Here is a 22,845-nt window from a genome sequence, read left to right on the forward strand (position 1 = left end):
TATGAATTATGTCGAAAGTATAGTTTAGCCAACATTTATATGTATAAGTTCTAACTAAAATGTAAGATTACATTTCTGAATATTGGCACTTTTTATTAGGGGGAGTATCAATGAAAAAAACTACATCTACACTATTAAGCATGGCGCTTGTCTTTTCTAGTTTTGGAGCTTTAAGCGCTCATGCTGAATCACTACAAAAGGAGAAGCAATTTAGTCCACAATTAAAAACAACGATTGAACAGTGGGGAGAACATAAAATTGCTCAAAATGTTGAAACGAAAACAACAAAAGAAATATCAGTAATTGTAGAATTGCAACATGCACCTCTCGCTGCTCAAAGTAATATTCAGCATGCTCCAGATTTACAAAATAGTAATGCGCAGTCTTATCATGCTGAGCTCAAAAAAGCACAAGAAGATACGACTAAGAAAATAAAAGAAAAAGCACCTGGTGCAAAAATTAAAGAAGTGTATAATACGTTATTTTCCGGATTCTCTATTTCAGTTCCTGGAGATCAAATTACCTCTCTTGCCTCTTTACCTGAAGTAAAAGCAGTCTATCCGAACTTAACATATAAATTGCATGAAATATCAAAAAGTACTACTAACGAAGAAGCACCAAATATCGGTGGACCGACAATTGGTGCACCTGAAGCGTGGAATTTAAAAGATCCATCTGGCAAACCGCTTGATGGAAAAGGCATGAAAGTAGCCATTATCGACTCTGGCGTAGACTATACACACCCTGACTTAAAGGCAAATTATATCGGTGGATATGACACGGTTGATGAAGATAGCGATCCAATGGATGGTAACGTACATGGTACTCATGTAGCTGGAATTATTGCTGGTAACGGAAAAATTAAAGGCGTTGCTCCAAACGCTTCTATTCTAGCCTATCGTGTAATGAATGACGGTGGAACTGGTACAACAGATGATATTATCCAAGGGATTGAGCGAGCGATTCAAGATGGTGCGGATGTGTTAAACCTCTCCCTTGGGCAGGATTTAAATGTACCTGATCAGCCTGTAACATTAACGTTAGAACGAGCAGCGAAACTTGGTGTTACTACTGTCGTTTCAAATGGAAATGACGGACCAAAACCTTGGTCTGTTGATGCTCCCGGTAACGCAAGTAGTGTCATTTCTGTTGGAGCATCTACGGTTTCTATCCCGTTTCCAACATTCCAAGTAGCTGGTTCCAGCAAAACATATCAAGGGTTACCGTTATCAAAATCCGATTTTCCAATAGGAAATGATTCCCCTCTTGTATACGTTGGTTATGGCAATCCAAGTGATTATGCAAAACAAGATGTGAAAGGGAAATTCGCACTTATTTTACAAGGTACTTCTAGTACATTAGTAAAAGCAGAACAAGCGAAGCAAGCTGGGGCACTTGGTGTGTTATTAATCTCTAGCGAAAAAGAAATTAATATGATGCCGGAATATTTTTCACGTGAACATCTAGCTGTCCCAGTAATGCAATTATCAAATACAAATGGGGAAGAATTAAAAACTTTAATTACAAAACGAAAGAAAAATATAAAAATTGGACAACCAAAGCAAACAGAACTTATCGGTAACTTTAGTTCAAGAGGACCATCACAAGGAAGTTGGCTAATAAAGCCTGATGTTGTTGCACCTGGAGTACAAATTACTAGTACAGTACCTCGAGGCGGCTATGAATCGCATAACGGAACAAGTATGGCTGCTCCGCAAGTAGCTGGAGCGGTTGCCCTCTTGCGTCAAATGCATCCTGATTGGACGACAGAACAATTGAAAGCGGCTCTTGCTAACAATGCAAAAACATTACATGATGTCAATGAAAATACATACCCTGTTATGGCACAAGGATCAGGTTTAATTAACATTCCGAAAGCAGCTCAAACAAATGTATTAGTAAAACCTAACAATGTCAGCTTTGGTCTTATTAAGCCAAATAGCGGAAAAGTAAAACTGACGCAAAATGTTACATTACAAAACCTTTCTAGTAAAAAGAAAAGTTTTTCAACTCGTGTGGAGTTACTAGATGCAAACACAAACACAAAAGTAAAAGCTTCTGTCCCTTCATCTATTAGCATACAACCAAATAGTAGTACCGAAAAACCATTTACTATCACTGTAGATAGCTCACTACCACAAGGTGTGTATACTGGAAATGTATATGTAAAAGAACAAGGGGCAAAAGAAGAAATTCGAATTCCATTCACATTTAGTATCGATCCTAAAGATTATAAACGTATCGATGGACTTGAAATTATTAATTCTACTTTTAGCCCAAATGGCGACCACGTACTAGATGATAATCTCATCAACTACTATTTAGTTGCGCCTGTGGATGATGTCACATTGCATGCAAATTTAGTTACGAAAGAACGTGTAACGTATCAAGGGATTATCCATCAAGCTAAAAATGCAACTCCTGGATACAAACCTTTCAAATGGAATGGTACAAAAGCCGATGGCACTCCTTTAGCTGACGGGCTATATCAAATCGAAGCAGTTGCTTCTAATTCTGGCGGAGAAACAAAACAAACAGCTGCTGTATTTCTTGATCGAACTGCACCTAAGTTAACATACGAAGTTGACCAAGAAAATCTCGTAATTAAAGGAAAAGTTGATGATATTCTACTAGATTGGATGTCAGAATCTGGTTGGATAGCACCTGGTATTCCAGTGAGAATGCAATATGAAATTAACGGAAATGGTGTATGGGACCAGGCATTCCTGAACCCTTGGGAGAAAAGCTATGACATTTATTTCGATCGTACTCAATTACAAGAAGGAAAAAATACTATTCACATTGTAGCAACTGATGCAGCTGGCAATACCTCTAATTTAACTGTTAATTTAGAAGTGAAATAAAGTAAAATTTTAATCAGTGGAGATTTCGTTCATCCCCACTGATTATTAGCCTTCACCAATCGGGAGTTACGGGCAGTTAATCTCCCATCTCACTTCTTTGCTCCAACCGAATTTTGAGGTAGGAATTTTACTGCTCATTAACACGGGATAAAAAATTTTTGTTGACAATTTTTTTAATATAGTTTTATAATACAAAACATAGTTTAGTTGAACGAATTATATATCGGCTTTGAAGGAATACTAGTAGCGACTTATATCACTGTCTCAGAGAACTGATGGTTGGTGCGAATCAGTACATATACAAGCGTGAATTACAATTCTGGAGCTTCTTTCCCGTAATGCTTTTTATGCATGAAGAGAAAGACGGATCTTTCCGTTATCGTAAAGTGAGTGGTAAACAATTAGTTGTTTACAAATAGGGTGGTACCGCGATTTTTATCGTCCCTATCGGATTTTCCGATAGGGACTTTTTTGCGTCCATCCTCTTACACAATTTCATATATACGCGTTGAAAGAATCGCAGTAGTATCTTATATCCCTGTTACAGAGAGCTAATGGTCGGTGGAAATTAGCACATATATAAGTATGAATTACAATTCTGGAGCTTCTTTTTCGTAGTGCTTTTATGCATGAAGGAAAAGACGGAATTTTTCCGTTATCATTAATTGAGATGTAAGTATATTTTCACTTACAAATAGGGTGGTACCGCGATTCTTTCGCCCCTATCGGATTTTCCGATAGGGGCTTTTTCTATTTCTCACAGAAACAGATGTTAAATAATTCCGAATCTTATGATAAAATTTTATAAGCGCTTACAAATAATGAAGGGAGGTGATACAAGCTATACGAAATCGATATTCAATTTTATAGAAAAAAAGGAGGATGTCTAAATGACAAAGAAAACAGAAATTCCATCGCATTTAAAACCATTCGTATCCACACAACATTATGATCAATACACACCGGTGAATCACGCTGTGTGGCGTTACATTATGAGACAAAATCATAGCTTCTTAAAAGACGTTGCTCATCCAGCCTATGTGAACGGACTACAATCATCTGGTATTAATATAGATGCAATTCCAAAAGTAGAAGAAATGAATGAGTGTTTGGCACCAAGTGGCTGGGGCGCTGTAACGATTGACGGACTTATTCCCGGCGTAGCATTCTTCGATTTTCAAGGACACGGATTACTACCGATCGCAACAGATATTCGGAAAGTAGAAAATATCGAGTACACACCAGCTCCAGATATTGTACACGAAGCCGCAGGACACGCACCGATTTTACTTGATCCTACATATGCAAAATATGTGAAACGTTTTGGGCAAATTGGTGCAAAAGCTTTCTCTACAAAAGAAGAACATGATGCATTTGAAGCTGTTCGTACATTAACGATAGTGAAAGAAAGCCCTACTTCTACTCCTGATGAAGTTAAGGCTGCTGAAAATGCTGTAATTGAAAAACAAAACTTAGTTTCTGGTTTATCAGAAGCTGAACAAATTTCACGTCTTTTCTGGTGGACAGTAGAATATGGATTGATCGGAAATATAGATGATCCAAAGATATATGGTGCTGGTCTCCTTTCTTCTGTTGGCGAAAGCAAACATTGCTTAACAGACGCTGTAGAAAAGGTTCCATTTTCTATCGAAGCATGTATAGGGACAACTTATGACGTAACAAAAATGCAACCACAACTATTTGTTTGTGAATCCTTTGAAGAATTAACAGATGCGCTTGAAACATTTTCTAAAACAATGGCCTTTAAAACAGGTGGAAAAGAAGGTTTAGAAAAAGCAATTCGCTCTGAGAACTATGCAACAGCTGAGCTAAATAGTGGATTACAAATTACAGGTACATTTAGCGAGACAATTGAAAACGATGCAGGTGAATTAATTTACATGCGAACAAATTCGCCAACGGCATTAGCGCTTCATAATAAACAGTTAGCAAATCATTCTACTTCTGTACACAGTGACGGATTTGGAACACCGATTGGATTACTCACTGAAAATATTGCATTAGAAAATTGTACAGACGAACAACTACAATCATTAGGAATTACAATTGGAACTATCGCTGAGTTTACTTTTGCAAGTGGTATTCATGTAAAAGGAACAGTAACAGATATTGTAAAAAACGATAAGAAAATTGCTCTTATTTCCTTTATCGATTGCACAGTTACTTATAACGCCCGCGTTTTATTTGATGCTTCATGGGGCGCATTTGATATGGCTGTTGGCTCACAAATCACTTCAGTATTCCCAGGTGCCGCAGATGCCGCAGCATTTTTCCCAATGGATGAAGAAGTTCACGAAATTCCTGCTCCACTTGTACTGAATGAACTTGAACGTATGTATCAAACAGTTCGAGATATTCGAAGTGAGGGGATTTTACACGACGCGCATATCGATCAATTAGTAGCAATTCAAGAAGTATTAAATAAATTTTATGCGAAAGAATGGTTGCTGCGCCTTGAAGTATTAGAGTTACTTTTAGAGCATAACAAAGGGCATGAAACATCTGCAGCATTACTACATCAACTTTCTACTTTCACAACTGACGAAGCTGTAACACGCCTTATTAACAATGGTCTTGCGTTACTTCCAGTAAAGGATGTGAAAAATGATGCTAAGATTAACTGAAGAAGAAGTTCACGAGGAATTATTGAAGGTAGATAAATGGATGGTAAAAGATGAGAAATGGATTGAACGAAAATATATGTTTTCCGACTACTTAAAAGGAGTCGAATTTGTCTCTGAAGCCGCCAAACTATCAGAAGAACATAATCACCATCCATTTATCCTTATCCAGTATAAAGCAGTTATTATTACTTTGTCATCTTGGAATGCAAAAGGTTTAACGAAACTAGATTTTGAGCTTGCAAAACAATTTGACGAACTATTTTTACAAAACGAAAATGCAATTATAAGAAAATAAAAAAGAGAAGCCTTTTTAGGCTTCTCCTTTTATTTTGAAATGGATACAATGTCCAAATGGATCCTCGACTTGTAATATTCCATCTTTGTACGTAGCAATCTTGCCAATATTTTTTAAGCTTTCACATACTTGCTCTTTTTGTTTTTCATCCGCTAGTACAATTGTGAAATATTTTAAACCAACAGAACCTGGCATTTGCGGTGGTACCCCTTCACCTTGCCACGTATTTAAACCGATATGATGATGATAACCACCTGCTGATACGAACAATGCTCCATTACGAGCTGGGATCGTTACTTCAAAACCAAGACCATCAACATAGAAACGTTTCGCTTCCTCTAAATCAGCTACATGAAAATGAATATGCCCCATCACAGTACCAGCTGGAAAGCCATTCCATGTACTTCCTTGCTGTAATAATTCTTCACCAGCTAACGGGTTACTAACAAATGGGAGTTCTCCATTCTCATCACGCCAAACTTCTTTTTGTCGATCATGATAAATTTCAATCCCGTTTCCATCTGGATCAGCTAAATAAAGAGCTTCACTAAAGTAATGATCGGCTCCGCCATGTAGTGGATATACCATCTCTACAAGATGACGAAGAACATTCGCTAAAACCTGTCTACTTGGTAATAAAATTGCGTAATGATATAACCCTGTTCTTCCTCTTTGCTTCGGAAAAGCTTCTTTCTTTTCTTCAATGATAAGAAGTGGTTCATCATTTTCATTCCCAAATGTAACGACTGCTTCTTCTTCTCTTAGCACCTTCATACTTAGTACTTCCGTATAAAACTCTAGTGATTTCTTTACATTAGATACGTATAAATGAACAACATCAAGTGTTGTATCGGGATGAAGTTGAAAACTCATCTTGTTAGCCCCCCCATTTAAATTAGTTCTTCTTTGACATTTTTTCTTTTAAGAAATTATCTACAAAGCCATCAGCTTTTGCAACAAATAAGTATGCACCCATTGCTAATAATGCAAGTTCTAATTCGAAACCAGGATTTTTTCCATCTCCCAATAAACCAGCTGACCATTTCACTTTTACGATTGCTCCAACCATAACAAGTGCAAATAATAATCCAATATATCTTACACCTAAACCTAGAATTAATAATAGACCTCCAACTAATTCAAACGTTGCTACACCGTATGCAAGTCCTCCTGGTAAACCAATACTTGTAAACCATCCTGCAATATTGTCAATTCCTGATTGGAATTTTGTTAAACCGTGCATGAAGAATGTTACCCCTAACACGATACGAATAATTAAGTTACCAATATGTTGATTCATTTCATTCTCTCCTTTATAGTTTTCTTATACAAAACTTTTATTTACATTACAAAACATACACTAATTTTTTTTATTCGTCAATTCATTTTCACTGGGAAAAAATATATTTTTTTTGCTATGATACAAATAGTTGTTTACAAAAAGGAGCTTGATTTTATGAATATTGGTTCTGCAATACGTGAAATTCGTCAACGTAGGGGCATAACAATCGCACAAATTTGTGAGGGAACAGGTCTTTCTAAAGGATTTATGAGTCAGGTTGAAAATAATAAAACATCACCATCTATCTCAACTTTAGAAACGATCTCCAATTTTTTAAACGTTCCCCTTCCCTATTTATTGTTAGAGCAAAAAGATCGATTACAAATTGTCAAAAAAGAAGAACGGAAATACAGTGTATACGGCAAAGATGAGCAAAGAATTGAACATGTTGCGGAGCAAGGGGGCCTTCGCCTATCTTTAGTAGAAATCCCTACTGGATTCCCGAAAGAAAATTCACCAAATGCCCATGAAGGGGAAGAATGTCACCTTGTATTACGCGGAAAATTAGAAGTTCAGCACGGTGAAGATATTGCAATTGTAGAAGAAGGTGATTCTTTCTCATGGAATGCATGCGTTCCTCATATTGTTCGTAATATAGGAGAAGAAACTGCATTATTACTCATCTCTAGTTATGCAGAAAATCGAAAACGTGTTTACTAAATAATAAAAAAGAAGCCTGTTAAACAGGCTTCTTTTTATCCCCTTATAATTCCATAACTTGTCCCAACTAGTACAGTCTTCTCATGCTGATTGCGATAAACTGACTCGATTGAAACTTTTTTATAGCCTTCCATTTGCTCAACATTTGTTAAAGTTAGTTCACAAGTGATCGTATCTCCTGTGAAAACTGGTCTAATAAACTCACTTACTAATTCTCTTGCTATGTAATGTAACTCTTCTCCCACTTTCGTCCCAATGCTAGCAGTCAATAAACCATGAACCATTAATCTTCCATTTTCATCGTATTCCACATGGTGTCTACCTTTATCACCTGTAATATTTGCAAATTCAAAAACTTCTTCCTCAGTAAATCTTCTTTCATATTTAAATACATCCCCAGCTTTTACACTCATTTTTATCCCCCTAATAATAAACAGAATTTTCTTTTATTTTATCATAAAACGAGCCTCAATCCATTCTCTATTATCAAAAGTCTCAAAATTACCTCGCTATACTTTTTTACTTTCCATTCATTTATCGGTGACCATCTCTTTTTGCGACTTGATATCCATAATACGCACATGTTCCATTTCTCGATAGCTCTCTAACTTCAAATCCACAGCTTCTATAAAAATCAAAATTGTTCGCTGATGTATGCGCAAACCAATCACCGTGGGGAAGTTTTTGCAGGCAAAGAGCTACAAGCTTCTTACCTAATCCCTTCCCTCTATATTCACACTTCACAACTAAATTTACTATGTTCGCAATCATAATTCCATCAGAAATGACTCTAACCATCGCAATCATCTCTTCCTCATCCCAAATTGTGAAAGCCCATGTTGAATTTTCGAATGCTATCGTAAATTTTTCAATTTGCCAAGAAGGGATATTATCATTACTCCAACCGGCATCTTCAAATAAAGCTTTAATTGCATATGCTGGTACACTACTCGTTCCCTCACGAATAATAAGTCCATTATGATAAATGTACATGTAACCCCTCCCTTTATTTTCATATACCATTCTTCAAAAAATGCAATTTACCTTTAAAAAAGTAATTTTTTCATCCAACACGCTTAATAGAATAAACTAGAGCATCGATTCCATGAAATGACGTTGTTTTCTCGTAGCTGAGCCCAGTTTTTCTAGCAACAAATATTGAGGCGGGATGATTCGGATTAATAAGAGAAATTAATTTATTCATTCGTAATGCTTGGAAACCATAGTCACGAAATGCTGCCGCCGCTTCTTTTGCATACCCTTTTCCCCAATACTGAGGAAGTAACCAATAACCAATTTCAATTTCCTCTTTTCCATCTATTTTCTGCTTTACCAGCCCTGCATGACCAATTCTTGTTCCCGTTTCCTTTTCAATCAATACAAATAAACCGAGACCGTTTTTATAGCTAGGAATCACCCATTCCTCCAGACTTTTTTTACACTGCATATATGTTTTTAATGTCCCATTTCCAATATAACGCATTACCTTCTCGTTCCCCCATAGTGAAGCGTAGAACTGTAAATCATCCATTGTATATTTGCGAATTTGTAAACGTTCTGTATGAAACATGCTGGCACTCCTTTCCACTAATTTATTCTTCATTTCACGATCATGTTTTGTATGTATACGGTATGTTACTATTTATTATAAAGTGAAACTTTAATCAGTGGGGAATTTTGTTCACCCCAATGATTATTAGCCTTTACCAATCCGACGTTTACGGGCAGTGGATCTCCCGTCTAACTTCTTTTCTTTAACTGAATTTTTAGGCGAGAGTCTTACTGCCTGGAAAATAGCGGGATAAATGAACCAACGATAAAATACAGAATATTCATTCTAAATAACTAAAAAAAGCAGTAGACAAATATTGTCCACTGCATCCATATCATAACTAGCATAAAGAAAACTACAATTGAGGGGGGTGTAGGATTTTCAAATATACTAGATACTTATCCCGTTCTAACGGGCGGTAAACTTTCCAATTGTTTCAAGTGAAAAGTTTACCGCACATAAGAACTTCCTTCGTTCATTAAGATAGTATTGCTAAATAATCATATACACGCTTAGATTTCTCTCCACCCATTCGTGCATGTTGAAGAAGAGAAATACCATGAGGGCCAGATGCACGCAATGCTTCTGGTTGAGCTACTAAAATAGCTTGTACAACTTCTAATTCACCAAGCATAGCTGCTGCAAAAATATCCATCCGAGCACCCTTTTCTAGTAAATAAAGAGCAATATCTTTACGACCTACATGTGCCGATGCGCCTAACGCACTTTCCCAATCTGATCCACCCCAATTATAAGAGGCGTGAAGTAAGCTTGGTGATTCAACCAATAGCTCTTGTACTTTCTCTAAATCCCCGTGAGCTGCCATAACAAATTCTCTTACTAATTCCGTGGTAATACGCTCTTCTGTTTGCATCGCTCTTCTCCCCTTTTAGAAATTCGTTTCGGTGTAAAAAAAGGCTTGTCACTTCCTTGAAAAATATCTACATCTATGCCAAATACATGTTGAAACATTTCATGGCATAGTACTTCTTCTGGTATACCATCATACTGAATCTTTCCTCGCTTTAATACAAGTAAACGATCGCTATATTGAGCAGCTTGGTTAATGTCATGTAAAACCATTATAATTGTCATTCCAAACTCCTCATTTAATCGTTTCACAAGTTCCATTACTTCCAACTGGTGAACGATATCTAAAAAGGTTGTTGGTTCATCCAATAATAAGACATTTGTACGTTGCGCTAACGTCATCGCAATCCAAGCACGTTGCCGTTCCCCTCCTGATAAAGAATGTAAAAGACGATATTCATACCCTTCAAGATTTGTAACAGACAATGCCCAATCAACAATTTCTTCATCTTCTTTATTTAAGCGGCTACTCCATGATTTATGTGGACCTCTTCCGAACTCAATTAGTTCTTTCACTGTTAAATCTAATTGATGATCATGCATTTGTGGTAACATTGCTAATTGCTTCGCTACATCAGCACTCTTCATCATATGAATATTTTTCCCATCTAAAATGATGTCCCCTTCGCTTTGTTTCAGTAGCCTTGCTATTAAACGAAGCAAAGTAGATTTTCCCGATCCATTCGGACCAATTAAACTAACGATTTCTCCAGCCTTAATATGTACATTCATATTTTGCATTTGAAATCTTTCAGAGTGTGCGTAAAACACTTTGTTAACGGAAATCACTTTGTTTTCCTCCTCTATGAATTAAATATAAGAAGAACGGACCACCTAAGAAGGACAGTAAAATACCAACAGGCAATTCGATTGGGTCAAACCAACTTCGAGCTATTGCATCCGCAAAAACAAGTAATACCCCGCCGCCAAGGCATGATAAAGGTAGCAAATATCTATAATCATTTCCAACTAATAAACGTAGCATATGTGGTACGACAAGACCGACAAATCCAATAAGACCAGACACACTTACTGCAATTCCAGCTAATAATGTACTTACTACGATTAAATAAAACCGACTTTTTTCCACATTATGTCCTAATAACTTTGCCATTTCATCTCCAAGCATTAACACTCGAATATGCTTAATACCAAAGAAAGCTAATATAATGGCGAATATTGCATAATAAATAATCATGTTTAAATGTGCCCAACTTACACCACCAATACCGCCCGCTAACCACGGTAACACCGATTGTACTTTGTCACTATGTAATAACATTAATGCTGACGTTGCTGCACCAATTAATGCATTGATCGACACCCCTACTAAGACGATTCTTGAAGGTGGTGCCCCTTTTTGCCATGATAAAGCATAAATAACCATCGCTGTTATGAAAGCTCCTAAAAACGCCCCTAGTGGTAAAAAAGCTAGATGCTGTGGGAATAAAATCATGATGACAATTGCTACAAGGCCTGCTCCAGATGAAACTCCGATAATACCAGGATCTGCAAGAGGGTTTCTCATAACCCCTTGTAGCAGTGTACCAGATGCAGCTAAACACGTTCCTACTATAAACCCAATAAGCACTCTCGGTATGCGAAGATCCCATACAATTCGATGAACTGTCGAACCTTCCTCTTGTATACCTGTTAAAATATCTCGTATAGAAAAGGATAAACTTCCTGCGAAAAGACCGTACAAGAGACCTAGGATTGTTAATACAACTAAAGTAACTGCTATTATCCATCTTTTTTTCGCAAAAGGATGTTCCTTTTCTCTTACTACTTCACTACTTTCCATACGTATCATTTCCTTACATCTTGTATACTTTTATACATAAAATCCATTGCTTCTGTAACTTTTGTACCAGGATTAGATCCAAATAAATCAGGTGGCAAAATAACTACGCGGTTTTGTTTTACTGCCTCTAAATTTTTCCACGCTTCATTTTTCATCATTTCGCCTTCGAATGCTTTTTTCACACTTTTTGGATCTCCGTGTGTAATTAAATAAATCACATCTGGATTCGCCTCAATAATACGTTCTACACTTAGCTGTGCATATTGCGGATATTCTTTCGTTTCTGGAAAATCAGAAGCAATATTTTTTCCGCCTGTTTTTTCTAAAATATCACCTGATAAAGATGTTGGTAATGCCGCTAAATAAGTACCTGGTGCGCCATACACTAGCAATGCTTTCACATCGCTCTTTTTCTCATATTTCTTCATTTGATCATTCATTTTTTGATTAATTTCTTTTGCTTTATCTTCTTTCTTCATTACCGTTCCATATAATTCAATATTCTTTTGAATATCTTGTACAGAATTCGCAGAAGAAATGATAACTTGCGTTCCTTGTCCTTCAACCGTTGGCACATTCTTTTGGAATCCATTGTTAGCAACAAGTACATCGGGCTTTAAACTAGCAATTTGCTCAAAATTCGGTTGATGTGCATTCCCAATTACTTGTGCTTTCTTTAACTCCTCTGGAAGAGTTAATTTCGTATCCGGGCGACCTACTATTTTTCCACCTAAAGCATGAATAATATCCATGTCCCCCATACTTAATGTTGCAAAATTTTCTGGCACTTTATCGAATGTTACCTTTCTTCCTGATAGGTCAGTAATTTCGATTTTCTCTTTTCCTTTTTCTGTTTTGGTTGCAGACGCTTTTTCGTCCCCTTTGGCACTGCAACCTATTAACAAGAAAAAAATAGATAAAATCGCTGTAAATAGCGTAATAGATTTTTTCATTCCTTCACCTCTAATTGATAATGATAATCATTAACTACTATTCTACTTTAATTGATAAGGATTATCATTGTCAACACGAAACGCATACATTTTTCTACAAAAAACAAAAAGCGTGACAAAAAGATTTTTTCTTTTCGCCGCGCTCTACTTAACAATATTATTCACATTCATTTTCCTCTAGCTGGTCACGCATCACTTTCACACGCTGAAAGAAAAAGAACGATAAACTTAAAAATATAACGATGCTCCCCATCATAACAAAAAATTGAATTGTCTCTTTTGCTCCATTCGGAATCAACAAGCCAACCATTAACAATGTACTTACAGCGAGAAGAATTTGTCCGAACCGAGTATAGTCTTCTATTTTTCCTTTTAATTCTTTCATTATATTCTCACTCCTCCATTTCACTGTATCATATTCTATGAAACTGAAAGACCAGTAAATACAGCCATTCTGGGAGATGTTTTCCAATAAAAAAAGAGCCGCTTTACTGCGGCTCTTTTGTAATCATTATTCACCTTTATATGCTTCCATATAAATTTCTTTCAGTTCTGAAATAAGTGGCAACTTTGGATTAGCAGTTGTACATTGATCTTCAAAAGCTCTTTCTGCTAATACTCCAACAACCTCTTCAAATTGCTCTTTATCTACTCCTTGTCCTGCAATACTCATATTAATATTTAAGCTTTTTCCAAGCTCAATAATTGCTTTGACGAGTGATTCCACCCCTTCTGCTGCCGAGCTTGCTGGAAGCCCGAGCATTCTCGCTATATGTGCATATCTTTCATCTGCCACAAAGTGCTCATATTTTGGGAACAATGCGTGTTTTCTTGGCTTAATAGCATTATAGCGGACTACATGCGGCATTAGAATGGCATTTGCGCGTCCGTGCGGAATATGGAATTCTGGTCCAATTTTATGTGCTAAGCTGTGATTAATACCGAGGAAAGCATTTGCAAATGCCATACCTGCAATTGCAGAAGCGTTATGCATTTTTTCTCTTGCTTCTTCATCATTTCCATCTTTATATGCTCTCGGTAAATATTTGAATACGAGATCAATAGCTTTTAATGCTAATCCATCTGTATAGTCATTTGCCATAACAGACACATACGCCTCAATTGCATGTGTTAAAACATCCATACCAGTATCTGCTGTTACATGTGGTGGTACTGTCATTACAAATTGCGGATCAACAATTGCTACATCTGGTGTTAATTCATAATCTGCAAGCGGATACTTTATATTATTTTTCTTATCGGTAATAACCGCAAATGGTGTCACTTCTGATCCCGTTCCTGATGTCGTTGGAATCGCAACAAACTGCGCCTTATTTCCTAATTCCGGATATTTACATGTACGTTTTCTTATATCTAAAAACTTCTGTTTAATGCCATAGAATGTCGTTTCTGGATGCTCATAGAATAACCACATTCCTTTTGCTGCATCCATAGCTGAACCACCACCAAGTGCGATAATTACATCTGGCTTAAAGCTTCTCATCATTTCCGCACCTTTAAAAACAGTTTCATCTGATGGATCTGGTTCGACCTCAAAGAAAACTTCAACTTTCACATCATTTGCATGCTTGTTTAAATAGTGCGCGACTGTATCGACATAGCCATGTTCAACCATTCCAGGATCCGTTACAATAAATGCACGTGAAATGTTAGGCATATTTGCTAAATAAGCTGTAGCATGTTTTTCAAAATAAATTTTTGGTGGCAATTTGAACCACTGCATATTCTTTTTTCTATTTGCCAGCCTTTTTATATTTAATAAATGAGTGGCTGTTACATTTTGGGAAACTGAATTCTTTCCGTATGAACCACAACCAAGTGTAAGTGATGGAATAAATCCATTATATATATCCCCTATTCCACCTTGTGATGAAGGTGCATTTACAATGAGACGGCAAGCTTTCATACGTAACCCAAATTGCTTTTGCACATCTTTATTTGTAGAATGGATAACTGCTGAATGTCCTAAACCACCTAGGTTCAACATTTCTTCGCAATATGTAAATCCTTCTTCTAATGAATTCGCCTTCACACAAGCTAATACTGGACTCAGTTTCTCACGAGATAACGGATATGCTGCTCCGATACCTTGAATTTCAGCTACAAGCATTTTTGTATGTTCAGGAACAGTAATCCCAACTAAATTGGCAATATACTGTGCTGATTTCCCTACAATATCACTATTTACAGCACATGTATTTTCATTTATAACAAGCTTTTCTAATTTTTTTCTTTCTTCTTCTGTTACAAAGTAACAATTGTTTTCAATCATTTCTGTTTTAACATCATCATAGATTTCTTTATCGACAATGATTGCTTGTTCCGATGCACAAATCATACCGTTATCAAATGTTTTCGATAAAATTAAATCATTAACAGCTCGTTTTACATGTGCTGATTTTTCTATATAACACGGTACATTACCAGGCCCAACACCTAACGCTGGTTTTCCAGTAGAGTAAGCTGATTTCACCATACCAGCGCCTCCAGTTGCTAGAACGAGTGCTACACCATCATGGTTCATTAATTGTTTCGTCGCTTCAACAGACGGTCTTTCAATCCATTGAATACAGTGTTTTGGTGCACCAGCTTTCATCGCTGCATCATATACTGTTTTCGCCGCTGCCACAGAACATTTTTGTGCGGAAGGATGAAATGCGAAAATAATTGGATTTCTTGTTTTTATCGCAATTAACGCTTTAAACATTGTTGTCGACGTTGGATTCGTTACTGGCGTTACCCCAGCTACTACACCGACAGGTTCCGCGATTTCTATTATTTCTTCATGAGAATCTTCGTGAATAATTCCTACCGTTTTATCTTGCTTTATACTATGCCAAATATATTCAGTGGCAAAAACATTTTTAATGCATTTGTCTTCATATACACCACGGCCAGTTTCTTCAACTGCCAATTTTGCTAGCGGCATATGTTGATCAACACCTGCTAATGCCATTTCATGAACAATGTTGTCAATTTCCTCTTGTGTAAAACTTTCTAATGCTTGTAAAGCTTGTTGACCATTATTTACTAGCATATCAATCATCTTTTTTACTTCCTGCATTTCATTTACAACTTTCTCTTTGACTACCATGTAAATTTCCTCCTATTCTACTATCACGGTCCTTATATGTCCCTATAGGTCAAAATAAGTCCCAATTAACATAAAAAAATAGAGATGCTTTCCTACATGAATTTCATTGTTTGTGAAATGTTTCACAAGTTTGTTCGTGAGTAACATTTCCTGAATTCAATATACATGAAATCATTTCGATTGTGTATGTCTATTTTGTGAAATATTTCACAAAATGATGTAATAAAAAAACGCACTGCTCTATATTAGCAGTGCGTTTTTTTATTATGCTAGCGCTTGTGCTAAATCTTCAATTAAATCTTCACCATCTTCAATACCGACAGAAATACGAATTAATGTATCTGTAATTCCTAATTCTTTGCGGCGATCAGCTGGGATTGATGCATGTGTCATTTGAGATGGAATAGAAATTAAACTTTCTACTGCTCCTAAACTTTCAGCAAGTGTAAAGTACTGCAATTTCTCAAGTACTTTATTTAATGTCTCTTCACTATCTACATCAAATGAGATAATAGCACCAAATCCATTTGCTTGTTCTGTTGCTAATTCGTGGTTTTGATGTGATTCAAGACCTGGGTAATATACTTTATTTACTTTTGGATGATTATTTAAGAACTCAGCAATAGCGCGTGAATTCGTTTCATGTTCTTCCATACGAATTCCTAATGTTTTTAAACCACGAAGTAGTAAGAAGCTATCTTGCGGCCCAAGAATACCTCCTGTTGAGTTTTGTACAAAGTGAAGATCTTCTGCTAGTTGTGGGCTATTTACAACTACTAGACCTGCAACTACGTCACTATGACCTCCTAAATATTTCGTTGCACTATGAAGCACAATATCTGCTCCTAAAGAAATCGGCGACTGCCAATATGGCGTCATGAATGTGTTATCAATAATTGTTAATAAGTCTTTCTCTTTAGCAAGAGTAGATATTTTCTTAATATCAGTAATTTTTAGTAGTGGGTTCGTTGGTGTTTCCACATAAATTGCTTTCGTATTTGGACGAATCGCTTCTTTAACTTCCTCTAAGTTTGTTGTATCTACAAATGTATGCTCAATACCGAAACGGTTTAATACTTTTGTAATAACGCGGTATGTTCCGCCATAAACATCATCTGTTAAAATAACGTGGTCACCTTTTGAGAACAACATAATTGTCGCTGTAATAGCAGCCATTCCTGAACCAAATGCAAATCCAGCATGCCCATTTTCTAATACAGCAATCATTTCTTCTAAAGCTGCACGTGTTGGGTTACCTGTACGTGAATATTCATATCCTTGATGCTTACCAACTGCTTCTTGTTTGTACGTACTTGTTTGATAAATCGGTACGTTTACAGATCCAGTTGAAGGTTCTCCTATGCGAATACCATGAATTAACTTTGTCTTTGCTCTCATTTTTTATTCCCATCCTTTGTATATGTCTTTACTTAAATAGCGCTCACTGCTATCAGGAAAAATGGTTACAATATTTGTACCTGGTGCTGCCTTCTCTGCCTCAAGTAAGCTCGCATGAAATGCTGCTCCTGAAGAGCTCCCAACGAGAAGTCCTTCTTTTTGCGCTAATTCTTTCACTCGTAAAAATGCATTTCGATCAGAAATCGTATGAATTTCATCAAAATAAGATGTCTTCAAAAATGGCGGGATAAATTCCAGTCCAATTCCTTCGGTCTCATGTGAACCAGCCTTACCACCATTTAAAATAGATCCTTCTGGCTCTACGATAACTGTTTTAATATCTATATTTTTTTCTTTCAAATAAGATGCAGTCCCCATAAATGTACCGCCAGTTCCTGCTCCAGCAACAAATATGTTAATCTCTCCATTCAATGCGTCCCACAGTTCAGGTCCTAATGTTTTAAAATATGCACGAGGATTTGCCTCATTTGCGAACTGACTTGGAGAGTATGAATTCGGTATTTCATTTACTAACTCTTTTGCTTTGGCAATTGCACCGGTCATTCCTTGCTCAGTCGGTGTATGCACGACAGTTGCACCTAGTGCTTTCATTAATTCTTGTTTTTCAATACTAAATTTCTCTGGTACACAAACAATAACACGTAAATCATGTTCTAATGCTGCAAGTGCCAGTCCAATACCAGTATTCCCAGCAGTCGGTTCAATAATTGTTCCACCCTGGGTAACAAGCCCTTTTTCTAGCGCATCTTCGATTAATTCTCTTCCTAAACGATCCTTAACGCTTCCGCCTGGATTATAAAATTCAAGCTTTGCAAATAAACGGACCCCTGTTGGAAGTGAAAAACGAGTAATTTCTACAATTGGTGTATGACCAATTAACTCATGAACTCCACGATATACATTCATCGTGTTCTCCCCCTTGTTTGCCAATAAAGAAAAGGCAACTGTATGTATTTTCTTTATATGAGACAGTTGCCTTTTTGTTACATTACTTTAACTCTTCTAACACTTTTACGATAAAGTTTGTAGAATGAAGAGCTGCTTGATCTAAAAACTGATCAAATGAAACATTTGATTCTTTACCAGCAATATCAGAAAGTGCGCGAATGATAACAAACGGAATTTCATATTGGTGGCATACTTGTGCAACAGCTGCTGCTTCCATTTCTACCGCATAAAGATTTTCAAATTTATCACGGATGGCTGCAACGCGGTTCGGATCACTCATAAATGAATCACCTGTTGCAATCATACCTTTTACAACTTGAATATTTTCTTCAGCCTGCATACATTTCTCAGCTAATGCAACTAACGCCTCATCAGCTTTAAATCCAGGCGGCATTCCTGGTACTTGACCATATTCATAGTTAAATGCTGTTACATCTACGTCATGGTGACGAACTTCAGTGGAAATAACTACATCACCAACGTTTAGAGAATGATGGAATCCACCAGCTGAACCAGTATTAATTACTTTTTCAGGCTTATATTTTTCTAATAAAATTGTCGTTGACATCGCTGCGTTTACTTTACCAATACCAGACTTTAACAAGATTACTTCATGCCCTGCTAATAGCCCTTTCGTAAATTCACAACCAGCAACCGTTTCTGTTTCTGCTTGTTCTAATTTGTCACGTAAAATACGTACTTCTTCTTCCATTGCTCCAATTACAGCAATTCTCAATCTAATCCCTCTTTCTATTGCTTAGTTGCCTCCATTACCCAAACGAAATGATTTAATCTCGTGAATGTTACATGGAAGCCATTGTTTTCAAAAATAGTCTGCATAACTGGAATACGTGTATAGTATTCCGTTTGCAAATCGTTTGCTAACTGGTGGAAACCTCTTTCTTGTGCTGTTTCAACAGTTTTATCATATGCATCTTGATCTGCAAATATCGTATCAGCAAACACTATTTTACCACCTTTGTTTAGCAATTGACTATACTTCGCAATCGCTACATTTTTTTCATCATCTGTTAAATGATGAAATGCATAGGTGCTTACAATGGTATCAATTGAATTTGGAACTTCAAACGAAAGAAAATCACCCTCTGTAATTGAAAATTCTTTTGGCAATTTCTCTTTTGCAATCATGCGCATTTCACGCGACGGTTCTATACCGTAAACTGTGCGGCCAGCAAGTAATAATTTATTTGTTAAATTACCTGTACCGACACCAAATTCTAATACATTACCAAATGACTTGTTAACTACATCCTCTAGAATGTCCTCATAATGGGCGAAAACTTCTTTATATTGTATATCTTCGCCTTGTACAAATGAGTCGTACGTATGAGCCCACTCATCAAATAAACCATTAAATTCTGTACCCATAAAAATTCCCCTTTTTCTTATCGGTTTTATCAGTATGATATTCCCTCTTTCTAAAAATGTCAATTGAAATGTACATGGTATTTCCTTCTTTTCTTTGTTACACTATAGTTGATTACATAGGAGAGGGGCCGTCTTCATGTCATTTACCTTTGAAATGTTAGAAGATAAAGTAGAGTTTTTTGAAGCGGGAGACTTAGCTTCTTTAGAACGAAAAATTAGTGAACAAATCGATAATAATAAAGCGCTTATGCTTGAAGTTCATCACATCTCTCATCAAATGGTTATGGATCCTGAAAGCAAAAGACCGTATTATAGCGCGGTTGTTCATTTTAAATTAAAGAAATTGCGTTAACAAAAAAGAGAAGCTCCTAAGGAGCTTCTCTTTTTTAGTTTAGAGTTTGAACAAGTACTGGTTTCCAGCCCTCATTGTCTACCCAATCAATATTTACGTAATATCTTTTCCCACTTTGCTTATCTTGAACATCACCATAAGCTTTGCTCTTTCCAGTTTTGTCTCTTCCAACAAAATGGAATACTAATTGCTCTTTCGGTATCTCAACACCTGCAGCAATTGCACTTTGCATCTCATTCCAATCTGATGACCCTTGTTTAAACGTCATCGCCGGTGATGAACCTTGTTCTGTTCCTACAGCTTTCCAAGAAGGTTTTGTGTAAGCCTCTTTTGCCTTAGATACAGTTTTTTCAGCTGATACTTTCTCGTTAGCTTTCGCTTCTTCTTCAGCTTTTTTCTGTTCTTCTTCAGCCTTTAGCTTCTCTTCTTCAGCTTTTTTCTTAGCTTCTGCTTGCTCTTGTTCTTTTTCTTTTTTCTTAGCAGATTCTTTATCTTCTGATTTTCCAGCTTTCTCATTCTTTGTTGTTTGTTGAGAGACTTTCTTATCAGTAGAAGATGCTTGCTCTTTCGTACTAGGAACGAACAATTGATATGCTACAATAGCTACTAATAGTAATACAATAGCGATTGCAATATTTAAAACACCGTTTTGACGACGTTTTTGTTGTTTCTGTTGGAATCTTGATCCTCCTGCCATTCTCCAAACCTCCATGCAGTTTTTCCTAATTGCTATTGTAACATTAAATCTAGAAAGGTTGAACATTTACAATGATATTTTCATGAAATGAAGACATTTCACTATAAATTGCAAGATTACTTTTCATTCTCCAATTGATAGATTGCTCCCACCATATCTTTAAAAATAGGTGTAACTTTATTCACTTTGCTATCAGTCTCTAGATCAACAACAACTAAAGCATATCTTGGATTCTCATACGGAAAATAACCTGCAAACCAGCGATTCACCCTCGTCCCTTTCCCCGTTTGCGCTGTCCCGGATTTTCCAGCGACACTTAGTGGCAACGAACGGAATGCCGTTCCTGTTCCTTTCTCCCTTGTTACAACGCCTCTTAATAACTCTTGTAATGTTTTCACTGTTTCATACGAAAGCTGTTTTCCATTTAACGTATGGCTCTCAAATGTAAAAAAATCCGCTCCATTTTTATATACTATTTTTTCAACAGCTTTCACTTCCATCTTTTCTCCATTCCTCGCAATCGTCGCCATCATATTGGCAATTGCTAGAGGTGATATACGTACATCTTTCTGTCCAATCGCTGTTTGTTCTACCGCTTTTTTATTACTTTTATTTTCTTCATTCCCCCAAATAGTAGTGCCTTTCTCTTCTGACATTTGCTCAAAATGAGGTGTATGAAATACAGAACCTTTCCATCCAACCTTTTCATTTGCTCCTAGAGCTGCTACGTATGTTTCTAACACCGTCCTATCCTTTTGTAATAGCTCGTTACCTAACTCGGAAAATGTTCTGTTACAGCTCCTAGCAAAGCTCTCTTTAAAGTTAAGTGTACCCATCCTAACTTGCGGGTCGTTTTCACCATATAAATCTTTATTACAGTTAAATGTCCGATTAAACAAATTTACTTTTTGATCAATGACTGCAGCTGCAACTACTGTTTTAAAAACAGAGCCTGGAAAATGTGGCGTTAACATTTGATTTTCAAGTGTAGTTTTATATAAATTCTCATCCCTTACTTGTAAAGACGGCTTACTAACCATCGCTAATATTTCATTTGTCTTTACATCAAGTAATACTAATCCCCCCTTCTTTATTTCATTTGCTTCAATCACTTCTTCTGCTTTTTGCTGCAACTCTTTATGTAAAGTAGTTTGAACCCTAACTGGATAAAACGGATTTCCTGGTGAAGTGTATTTCGCTTGCTTTCCGAAAATTGGTTCTCCTTGCCGATCTACTTGATATAATACTTTTGCCTCTCCATCAGTCAATAGAAATTCATCAAATGATTGCTGTAATCCTGAAATACCTATCGGCGTTTGTTTTGAAATTTTTTTCAATTCTCCATATCGATTTTGAAATTCCCTTTCGTTCTCCCCTACATCACCAATTAAATGACTGATTTCTCCAGTTTGTTTTAATCGCACTTCAGCTGCTACAATACCTAATACATGTAATTCATTTACCTTCTCCATCTGCTCTCGTGTCACTCGAAATGGAGCAGTTTCTCCTTGTAGGGTAAATGCATTTTTGTTATTTTTCATTTGTCTTCTAATCTCTTGTCTCGACACACCAATGATATGCGCGATTTTCTCTAACATGTCATTTTTTATTTGTAAAAATGGAAAAATAATTAAAACAGGATATTTTTCCTCACCTATTTCTTTACCATTACGATCTATAAACTGCCCACGTCCATCGTCTACTGTAATGGATTGTGTGCGTTGCGTAACACTTTTTTCAATTAAATTTATTTTGCGATCAGTAAATGATTCTGTATCTATAATTTGAATTTGGATTAAACGACAAAGCAATAAAAACATAACGCTCATAAAACAAATTAAAACAATTGTAATTCTCCATTTTATTTTCATAAAAAACACCTCGTCTATTGTAGTTTAGACGAGGTACTATTTTATTTATACAAGCTCCAAAACAAAAAT

At 36.4% G+C, this 22,845-nt stretch carries 22 protein-coding genes and 2 other annotated features; of the genes, 5 read left to right on the forward strand and 17 right to left on the reverse strand.

From position 1 onward, the window contains the following. Nucleotides 1-110: 110 nt before the first annotated feature. The 3 genes from V7S45_RS21360 to V7S45_RS21370 all read left to right on the forward strand — a co-directional run bounded on the left by V7S45_RS21360 (nucleotide 111) and on the right by V7S45_RS21370 (nucleotide 5,804). Nucleotides 111-2,864, forward strand: a complete 2,754-nt coding sequence (locus tag V7S45_RS21360; protein WP_089607638.1) for a S8 family serine peptidase — start codon at nucleotides 111-113, stop codon at nucleotides 2,862-2,864. Nucleotides 2,865-3,084: 220 nt separating this feature from the next. Next, nucleotides 3,085-3,313 (forward strand) — a binding site (T-box leader). A gap of 50 nt (nucleotides 3,314-3,363) precedes the next feature. Continuing rightward, nucleotides 3,364-3,591: a binding site (T-box leader), on the forward strand. A 163-nt stretch (nucleotides 3,592-3,754) separates the two neighbouring features. Continuing rightward, nucleotides 3,755-5,509, forward strand: a complete 1,755-nt coding sequence (locus V7S45_RS21365; RefSeq protein ID WP_000163188.1) for an aromatic amino acid hydroxylase — start codon at nucleotides 3,755-3,757, stop codon at nucleotides 5,507-5,509. After that, nucleotides 5,490-5,804, forward strand: a complete 315-nt coding sequence (locus V7S45_RS21370) for a 4a-hydroxytetrahydrobiopterin dehydratase (protein WP_000979538.1) — start codon at nucleotides 5,490-5,492, stop codon at nucleotides 5,802-5,804. Before V7S45_RS21365 ends, V7S45_RS21370 begins: the two co-directional genes overlap by 20 nt. A 15-nt stretch (nucleotides 5,805-5,819) precedes the next feature. Here V7S45_RS21370 and V7S45_RS21375 read toward each other — a convergent pair whose 3' ends face one another. After that, complete coding sequence (locus V7S45_RS21375) at nucleotides 5,820-6,677, reverse strand: VOC family protein (RefSeq protein ID WP_025686961.1); 858 nt, start codon at nucleotides 6,675-6,677, stop codon at nucleotides 5,820-5,822. A 22-nt stretch (nucleotides 6,678-6,699) separates the two neighbouring features. Next, nucleotides 6,700-7,104, reverse strand: coding sequence for a DoxX family protein (locus V7S45_RS21380; RefSeq protein WP_001071553.1), 405 nt, complete (start codon nucleotides 7,102-7,104; stop codon nucleotides 6,700-6,702). 156 nt (nucleotides 7,105-7,260) lie between these two features. Here V7S45_RS21380 and V7S45_RS21385 point away from each other — a divergent pair, with 156 nt between their 5' ends. Beyond that, a complete protein-coding gene (locus V7S45_RS21385; RefSeq protein WP_089607639.1) occupies nucleotides 7,261-7,806 on the forward strand; it encodes an XRE family transcriptional regulator in 546 nt (181 codons plus the stop codon). A gap of 35 nt (nucleotides 7,807-7,841) precedes the next feature. Here V7S45_RS21385 and V7S45_RS21390 read toward each other — a convergent pair whose 3' ends face one another. From V7S45_RS21390 to V7S45_RS21450, 13 genes are all read right to left on the reverse strand, one after another. Then, nucleotides 7,842-8,219, reverse strand: coding sequence for a MaoC/PaaZ C-terminal domain-containing protein (locus V7S45_RS21390; protein ID WP_000111564.1), 378 nt, complete (start codon nucleotides 8,217-8,219; stop codon nucleotides 7,842-7,844). Nucleotides 8,220-8,340: 121 nt separating this feature from the next. Further along, a complete protein-coding gene (locus tag V7S45_RS21395; RefSeq protein ID WP_000276126.1) occupies nucleotides 8,341-8,799 on the reverse strand; it encodes a GNAT family N-acetyltransferase in 459 nt (152 codons plus the stop codon). Between the two features lie 70 nt (nucleotides 8,800-8,869). Continuing rightward, nucleotides 8,870-9,409, reverse strand: a complete 540-nt coding sequence (locus tag V7S45_RS21400) for a GNAT family N-acetyltransferase (RefSeq protein ID WP_004408018.1) — start codon at nucleotides 9,407-9,409, stop codon at nucleotides 8,870-8,872. Between the two features lie 427 nt (nucleotides 9,410-9,836). Beyond that, a complete protein-coding gene (locus V7S45_RS21405) occupies nucleotides 9,837-10,232 on the reverse strand; it encodes an ankyrin repeat domain-containing protein (protein WP_001192766.1) in 396 nt (131 codons plus the stop codon). After that, a complete protein-coding gene (locus tag V7S45_RS21410; protein WP_006926759.1) occupies nucleotides 10,199-11,017 on the reverse strand; it encodes an ABC transporter ATP-binding protein in 819 nt (272 codons plus the stop codon). Before V7S45_RS21410 ends, V7S45_RS21405 begins: the two co-directional genes overlap by 34 nt. Beyond that, entirely contained in the window at nucleotides 11,004-12,032 is a 1,029-nt protein-coding gene (locus tag V7S45_RS21415; RefSeq protein WP_002024813.1) for an iron ABC transporter permease, read from the reverse strand. Before V7S45_RS21415 ends, V7S45_RS21410 begins: the two co-directional genes overlap by 14 nt. 5 nt (nucleotides 12,033-12,037) lie before the next feature. Continuing rightward, on the reverse strand, nucleotides 12,038-12,985 hold the full coding sequence (locus tag V7S45_RS21420) for an ABC transporter substrate-binding protein (RefSeq protein ID WP_000748452.1): 948 nt from the start codon (nucleotides 12,983-12,985) through the stop codon (nucleotides 12,038-12,040). A gap of 157 nt (nucleotides 12,986-13,142) precedes the next feature. Next, the gene (locus tag V7S45_RS21425; protein WP_000661263.1) at nucleotides 13,143-13,370 is read right to left on the reverse strand and encodes a YrhC family protein; all 228 of its coding nucleotides are present in this window, start codon (nucleotides 13,368-13,370) and stop codon (nucleotides 13,143-13,145) included. Between the two features lie 126 nt (nucleotides 13,371-13,496). Next, nucleotides 13,497-16,100 (reverse strand): bifunctional acetaldehyde-CoA/alcohol dehydrogenase, encoded by a 2,604-nt coding sequence (gene adhE, locus V7S45_RS21430; RefSeq protein ID WP_089607640.1) that lies wholly within the window; start codon nucleotides 16,098-16,100, stop codon nucleotides 13,497-13,499. Between the two features lie 264 nt (nucleotides 16,101-16,364). Next, nucleotides 16,365-17,498 carry a bifunctional cystathionine gamma-lyase/homocysteine desulfhydrase gene (locus V7S45_RS21435; RefSeq protein WP_001201917.1) on the reverse strand — a complete coding sequence of 378 codons (1,134 nt, stop codon included), beginning with the start codon at nucleotides 17,496-17,498 and terminating at the stop codon, nucleotides 16,365-16,367. Nucleotides 17,499-17,501: 3 nt separating this feature from the next. Further along, nucleotides 17,502-18,425, reverse strand: coding sequence for an O-acetylserine dependent cystathionine beta-synthase (locus V7S45_RS21440; RefSeq protein ID WP_001103883.1), 924 nt, complete (start codon nucleotides 18,423-18,425; stop codon nucleotides 17,502-17,504). Nucleotides 18,426-18,507: 82 nt separating this feature from the next. Beyond that, nucleotides 18,508-19,203 carry a 5'-methylthioadenosine/S-adenosylhomocysteine nucleosidase gene (gene mtnN, locus V7S45_RS21445; RefSeq protein ID WP_001217024.1) on the reverse strand — a complete coding sequence of 232 codons (696 nt, stop codon included), beginning with the start codon at nucleotides 19,201-19,203 and terminating at the stop codon, nucleotides 18,508-18,510. A 14-nt stretch (nucleotides 19,204-19,217) separates the two neighbouring features. Beyond that, nucleotides 19,218-19,856 (reverse strand): class I SAM-dependent methyltransferase, encoded by a 639-nt coding sequence (locus V7S45_RS21450; RefSeq protein ID WP_000536321.1) that lies wholly within the window; start codon nucleotides 19,854-19,856, stop codon nucleotides 19,218-19,220. A 136-nt stretch (nucleotides 19,857-19,992) separates the two neighbouring features. On the opposite strand from V7S45_RS21450, the gene V7S45_RS21455 reads away from it, so the two are divergent. Next, a complete protein-coding gene (locus V7S45_RS21455) occupies nucleotides 19,993-20,208 on the forward strand; it encodes a YrzA family protein (protein WP_000010984.1) in 216 nt (71 codons plus the stop codon). A gap of 34 nt (nucleotides 20,209-20,242) precedes the next feature. Here the strand turns inward: V7S45_RS21455 and V7S45_RS21460 are convergent, their stop codons facing one another. Further along, nucleotides 20,243-20,905: a YrrS family protein gene (locus V7S45_RS21460; RefSeq protein WP_000897098.1), complete on the reverse strand. Its 663-nt coding sequence runs from the start codon at nucleotides 20,903-20,905 to the stop codon at nucleotides 20,243-20,245. Between the two features lie 116 nt (nucleotides 20,906-21,021). Beyond that, nucleotides 21,022-22,776, reverse strand: a complete 1,755-nt coding sequence (locus V7S45_RS21465) for a penicillin-binding transpeptidase domain-containing protein (RefSeq protein WP_025686955.1) — start codon at nucleotides 22,774-22,776, stop codon at nucleotides 21,022-21,024. Nucleotides 22,777-22,845 lie beyond the last annotated feature (69 nt).

Source organism: Bacillus sp. BR3(2024) (genome assembly GCF_039134555.1).
Classification (GTDB): Bacteria; Bacillota; Bacilli; order Bacillales; family Bacillaceae_G; genus Bacillus_A; species Bacillus_A cereus.

Coding starts and splice junctions, on each gene's coding strand:
- V7S45_RS21460 (WP_000897098.1), bottom strand. CDS start 20,905: ATGGCAGGAGGATCAAGATTCCAACAGAAACAACAAAAACGTCGTCAA.
- adhE (WP_089607640.1), bottom strand. CDS start 16,100: ATGGTAGTCAAAGAGAAAGTTGTAAATGAAATGCAGGAAGTAAAAAAG.
- V7S45_RS21365 (WP_000163188.1), top strand. CDS start 3,755: ATGACAAAGAAAACAGAAATTCCATCGCATTTAAAACCATTCGTATCC.
- V7S45_RS21400 (WP_004408018.1), bottom strand. CDS start 9,409: ATGAAGAATAAATTAGTGGAAAGGAGTGCCAGCATGTTTCATACAGAA.
- V7S45_RS21440 (WP_001103883.1), bottom strand. CDS start 18,425: ATGAATGTATATCGTGGAGTTCATGAGTTAATTGGTCATACACCAATT.
- V7S45_RS21435 (WP_001201917.1), bottom strand. CDS start 17,498: ATGAGAGCAAAGACAAAGTTAATTCATGGTATTCGCATAGGAGAACCT.
- V7S45_RS21405 (WP_001192766.1), bottom strand. CDS start 10,232: ATGCAAACAGAAGAGCGTATTACCACGGAATTAGTAAGAGAATTTGTT.
- V7S45_RS21450 (WP_000536321.1), bottom strand. CDS start 19,856: ATGGGTACAGAATTTAATGGTTTATTTGATGAGTGGGCTCATACGTAC.
- V7S45_RS21380 (WP_001071553.1), bottom strand. CDS start 7,104: ATGAATCAACATATTGGTAACTTAATTATTCGTATCGTGTTAGGGGTA.
- V7S45_RS21395 (WP_000276126.1), bottom strand. CDS start 8,799: ATGTACATTTATCATAATGGACTTATTATTCGTGAGGGAACGAGTAGT.
- V7S45_RS21420 (WP_000748452.1), bottom strand. CDS start 12,985: ATGAAAAAATCTATTACGCTATTTACAGCGATTTTATCTATTTTTTTC.
- V7S45_RS21375 (WP_025686961.1), bottom strand. CDS start 6,677: ATGAGTTTTCAACTTCATCCCGATACAACACTTGATGTTGTTCATTTA.
- V7S45_RS21370 (WP_000979538.1), top strand. CDS start 5,490: ATGATGCTAAGATTAACTGAAGAAGAAGTTCACGAGGAATTATTGAAG.
- V7S45_RS21390 (WP_000111564.1), bottom strand. CDS start 8,219: ATGAGTGTAAAAGCTGGGGATGTATTTAAATATGAAAGAAGATTTACT.
- V7S45_RS21465 (WP_025686955.1), bottom strand. CDS start 22,776: ATGAAAATAAAATGGAGAATTACAATTGTTTTAATTTGTTTTATGAGC.
- V7S45_RS21385 (WP_089607639.1), top strand. CDS start 7,261: ATGAATATTGGTTCTGCAATACGTGAAATTCGTCAACGTAGGGGCATA.
- V7S45_RS21455 (WP_000010984.1), top strand. CDS start 19,993: ATGTCATTTACCTTTGAAATGTTAGAAGATAAAGTAGAGTTTTTTGAA.
- V7S45_RS21425 (WP_000661263.1), bottom strand. CDS start 13,370: ATGAAAGAATTAAAAGGAAAAATAGAAGACTATACTCGGTTCGGACAA.
- V7S45_RS21415 (WP_002024813.1), bottom strand. CDS start 12,032: ATGGAAAGTAGTGAAGTAGTAAGAGAAAAGGAACATCCTTTTGCGAAA.
- V7S45_RS21360 (WP_089607638.1), top strand. CDS start 111: ATGAAAAAAACTACATCTACACTATTAAGCATGGCGCTTGTCTTTTCT.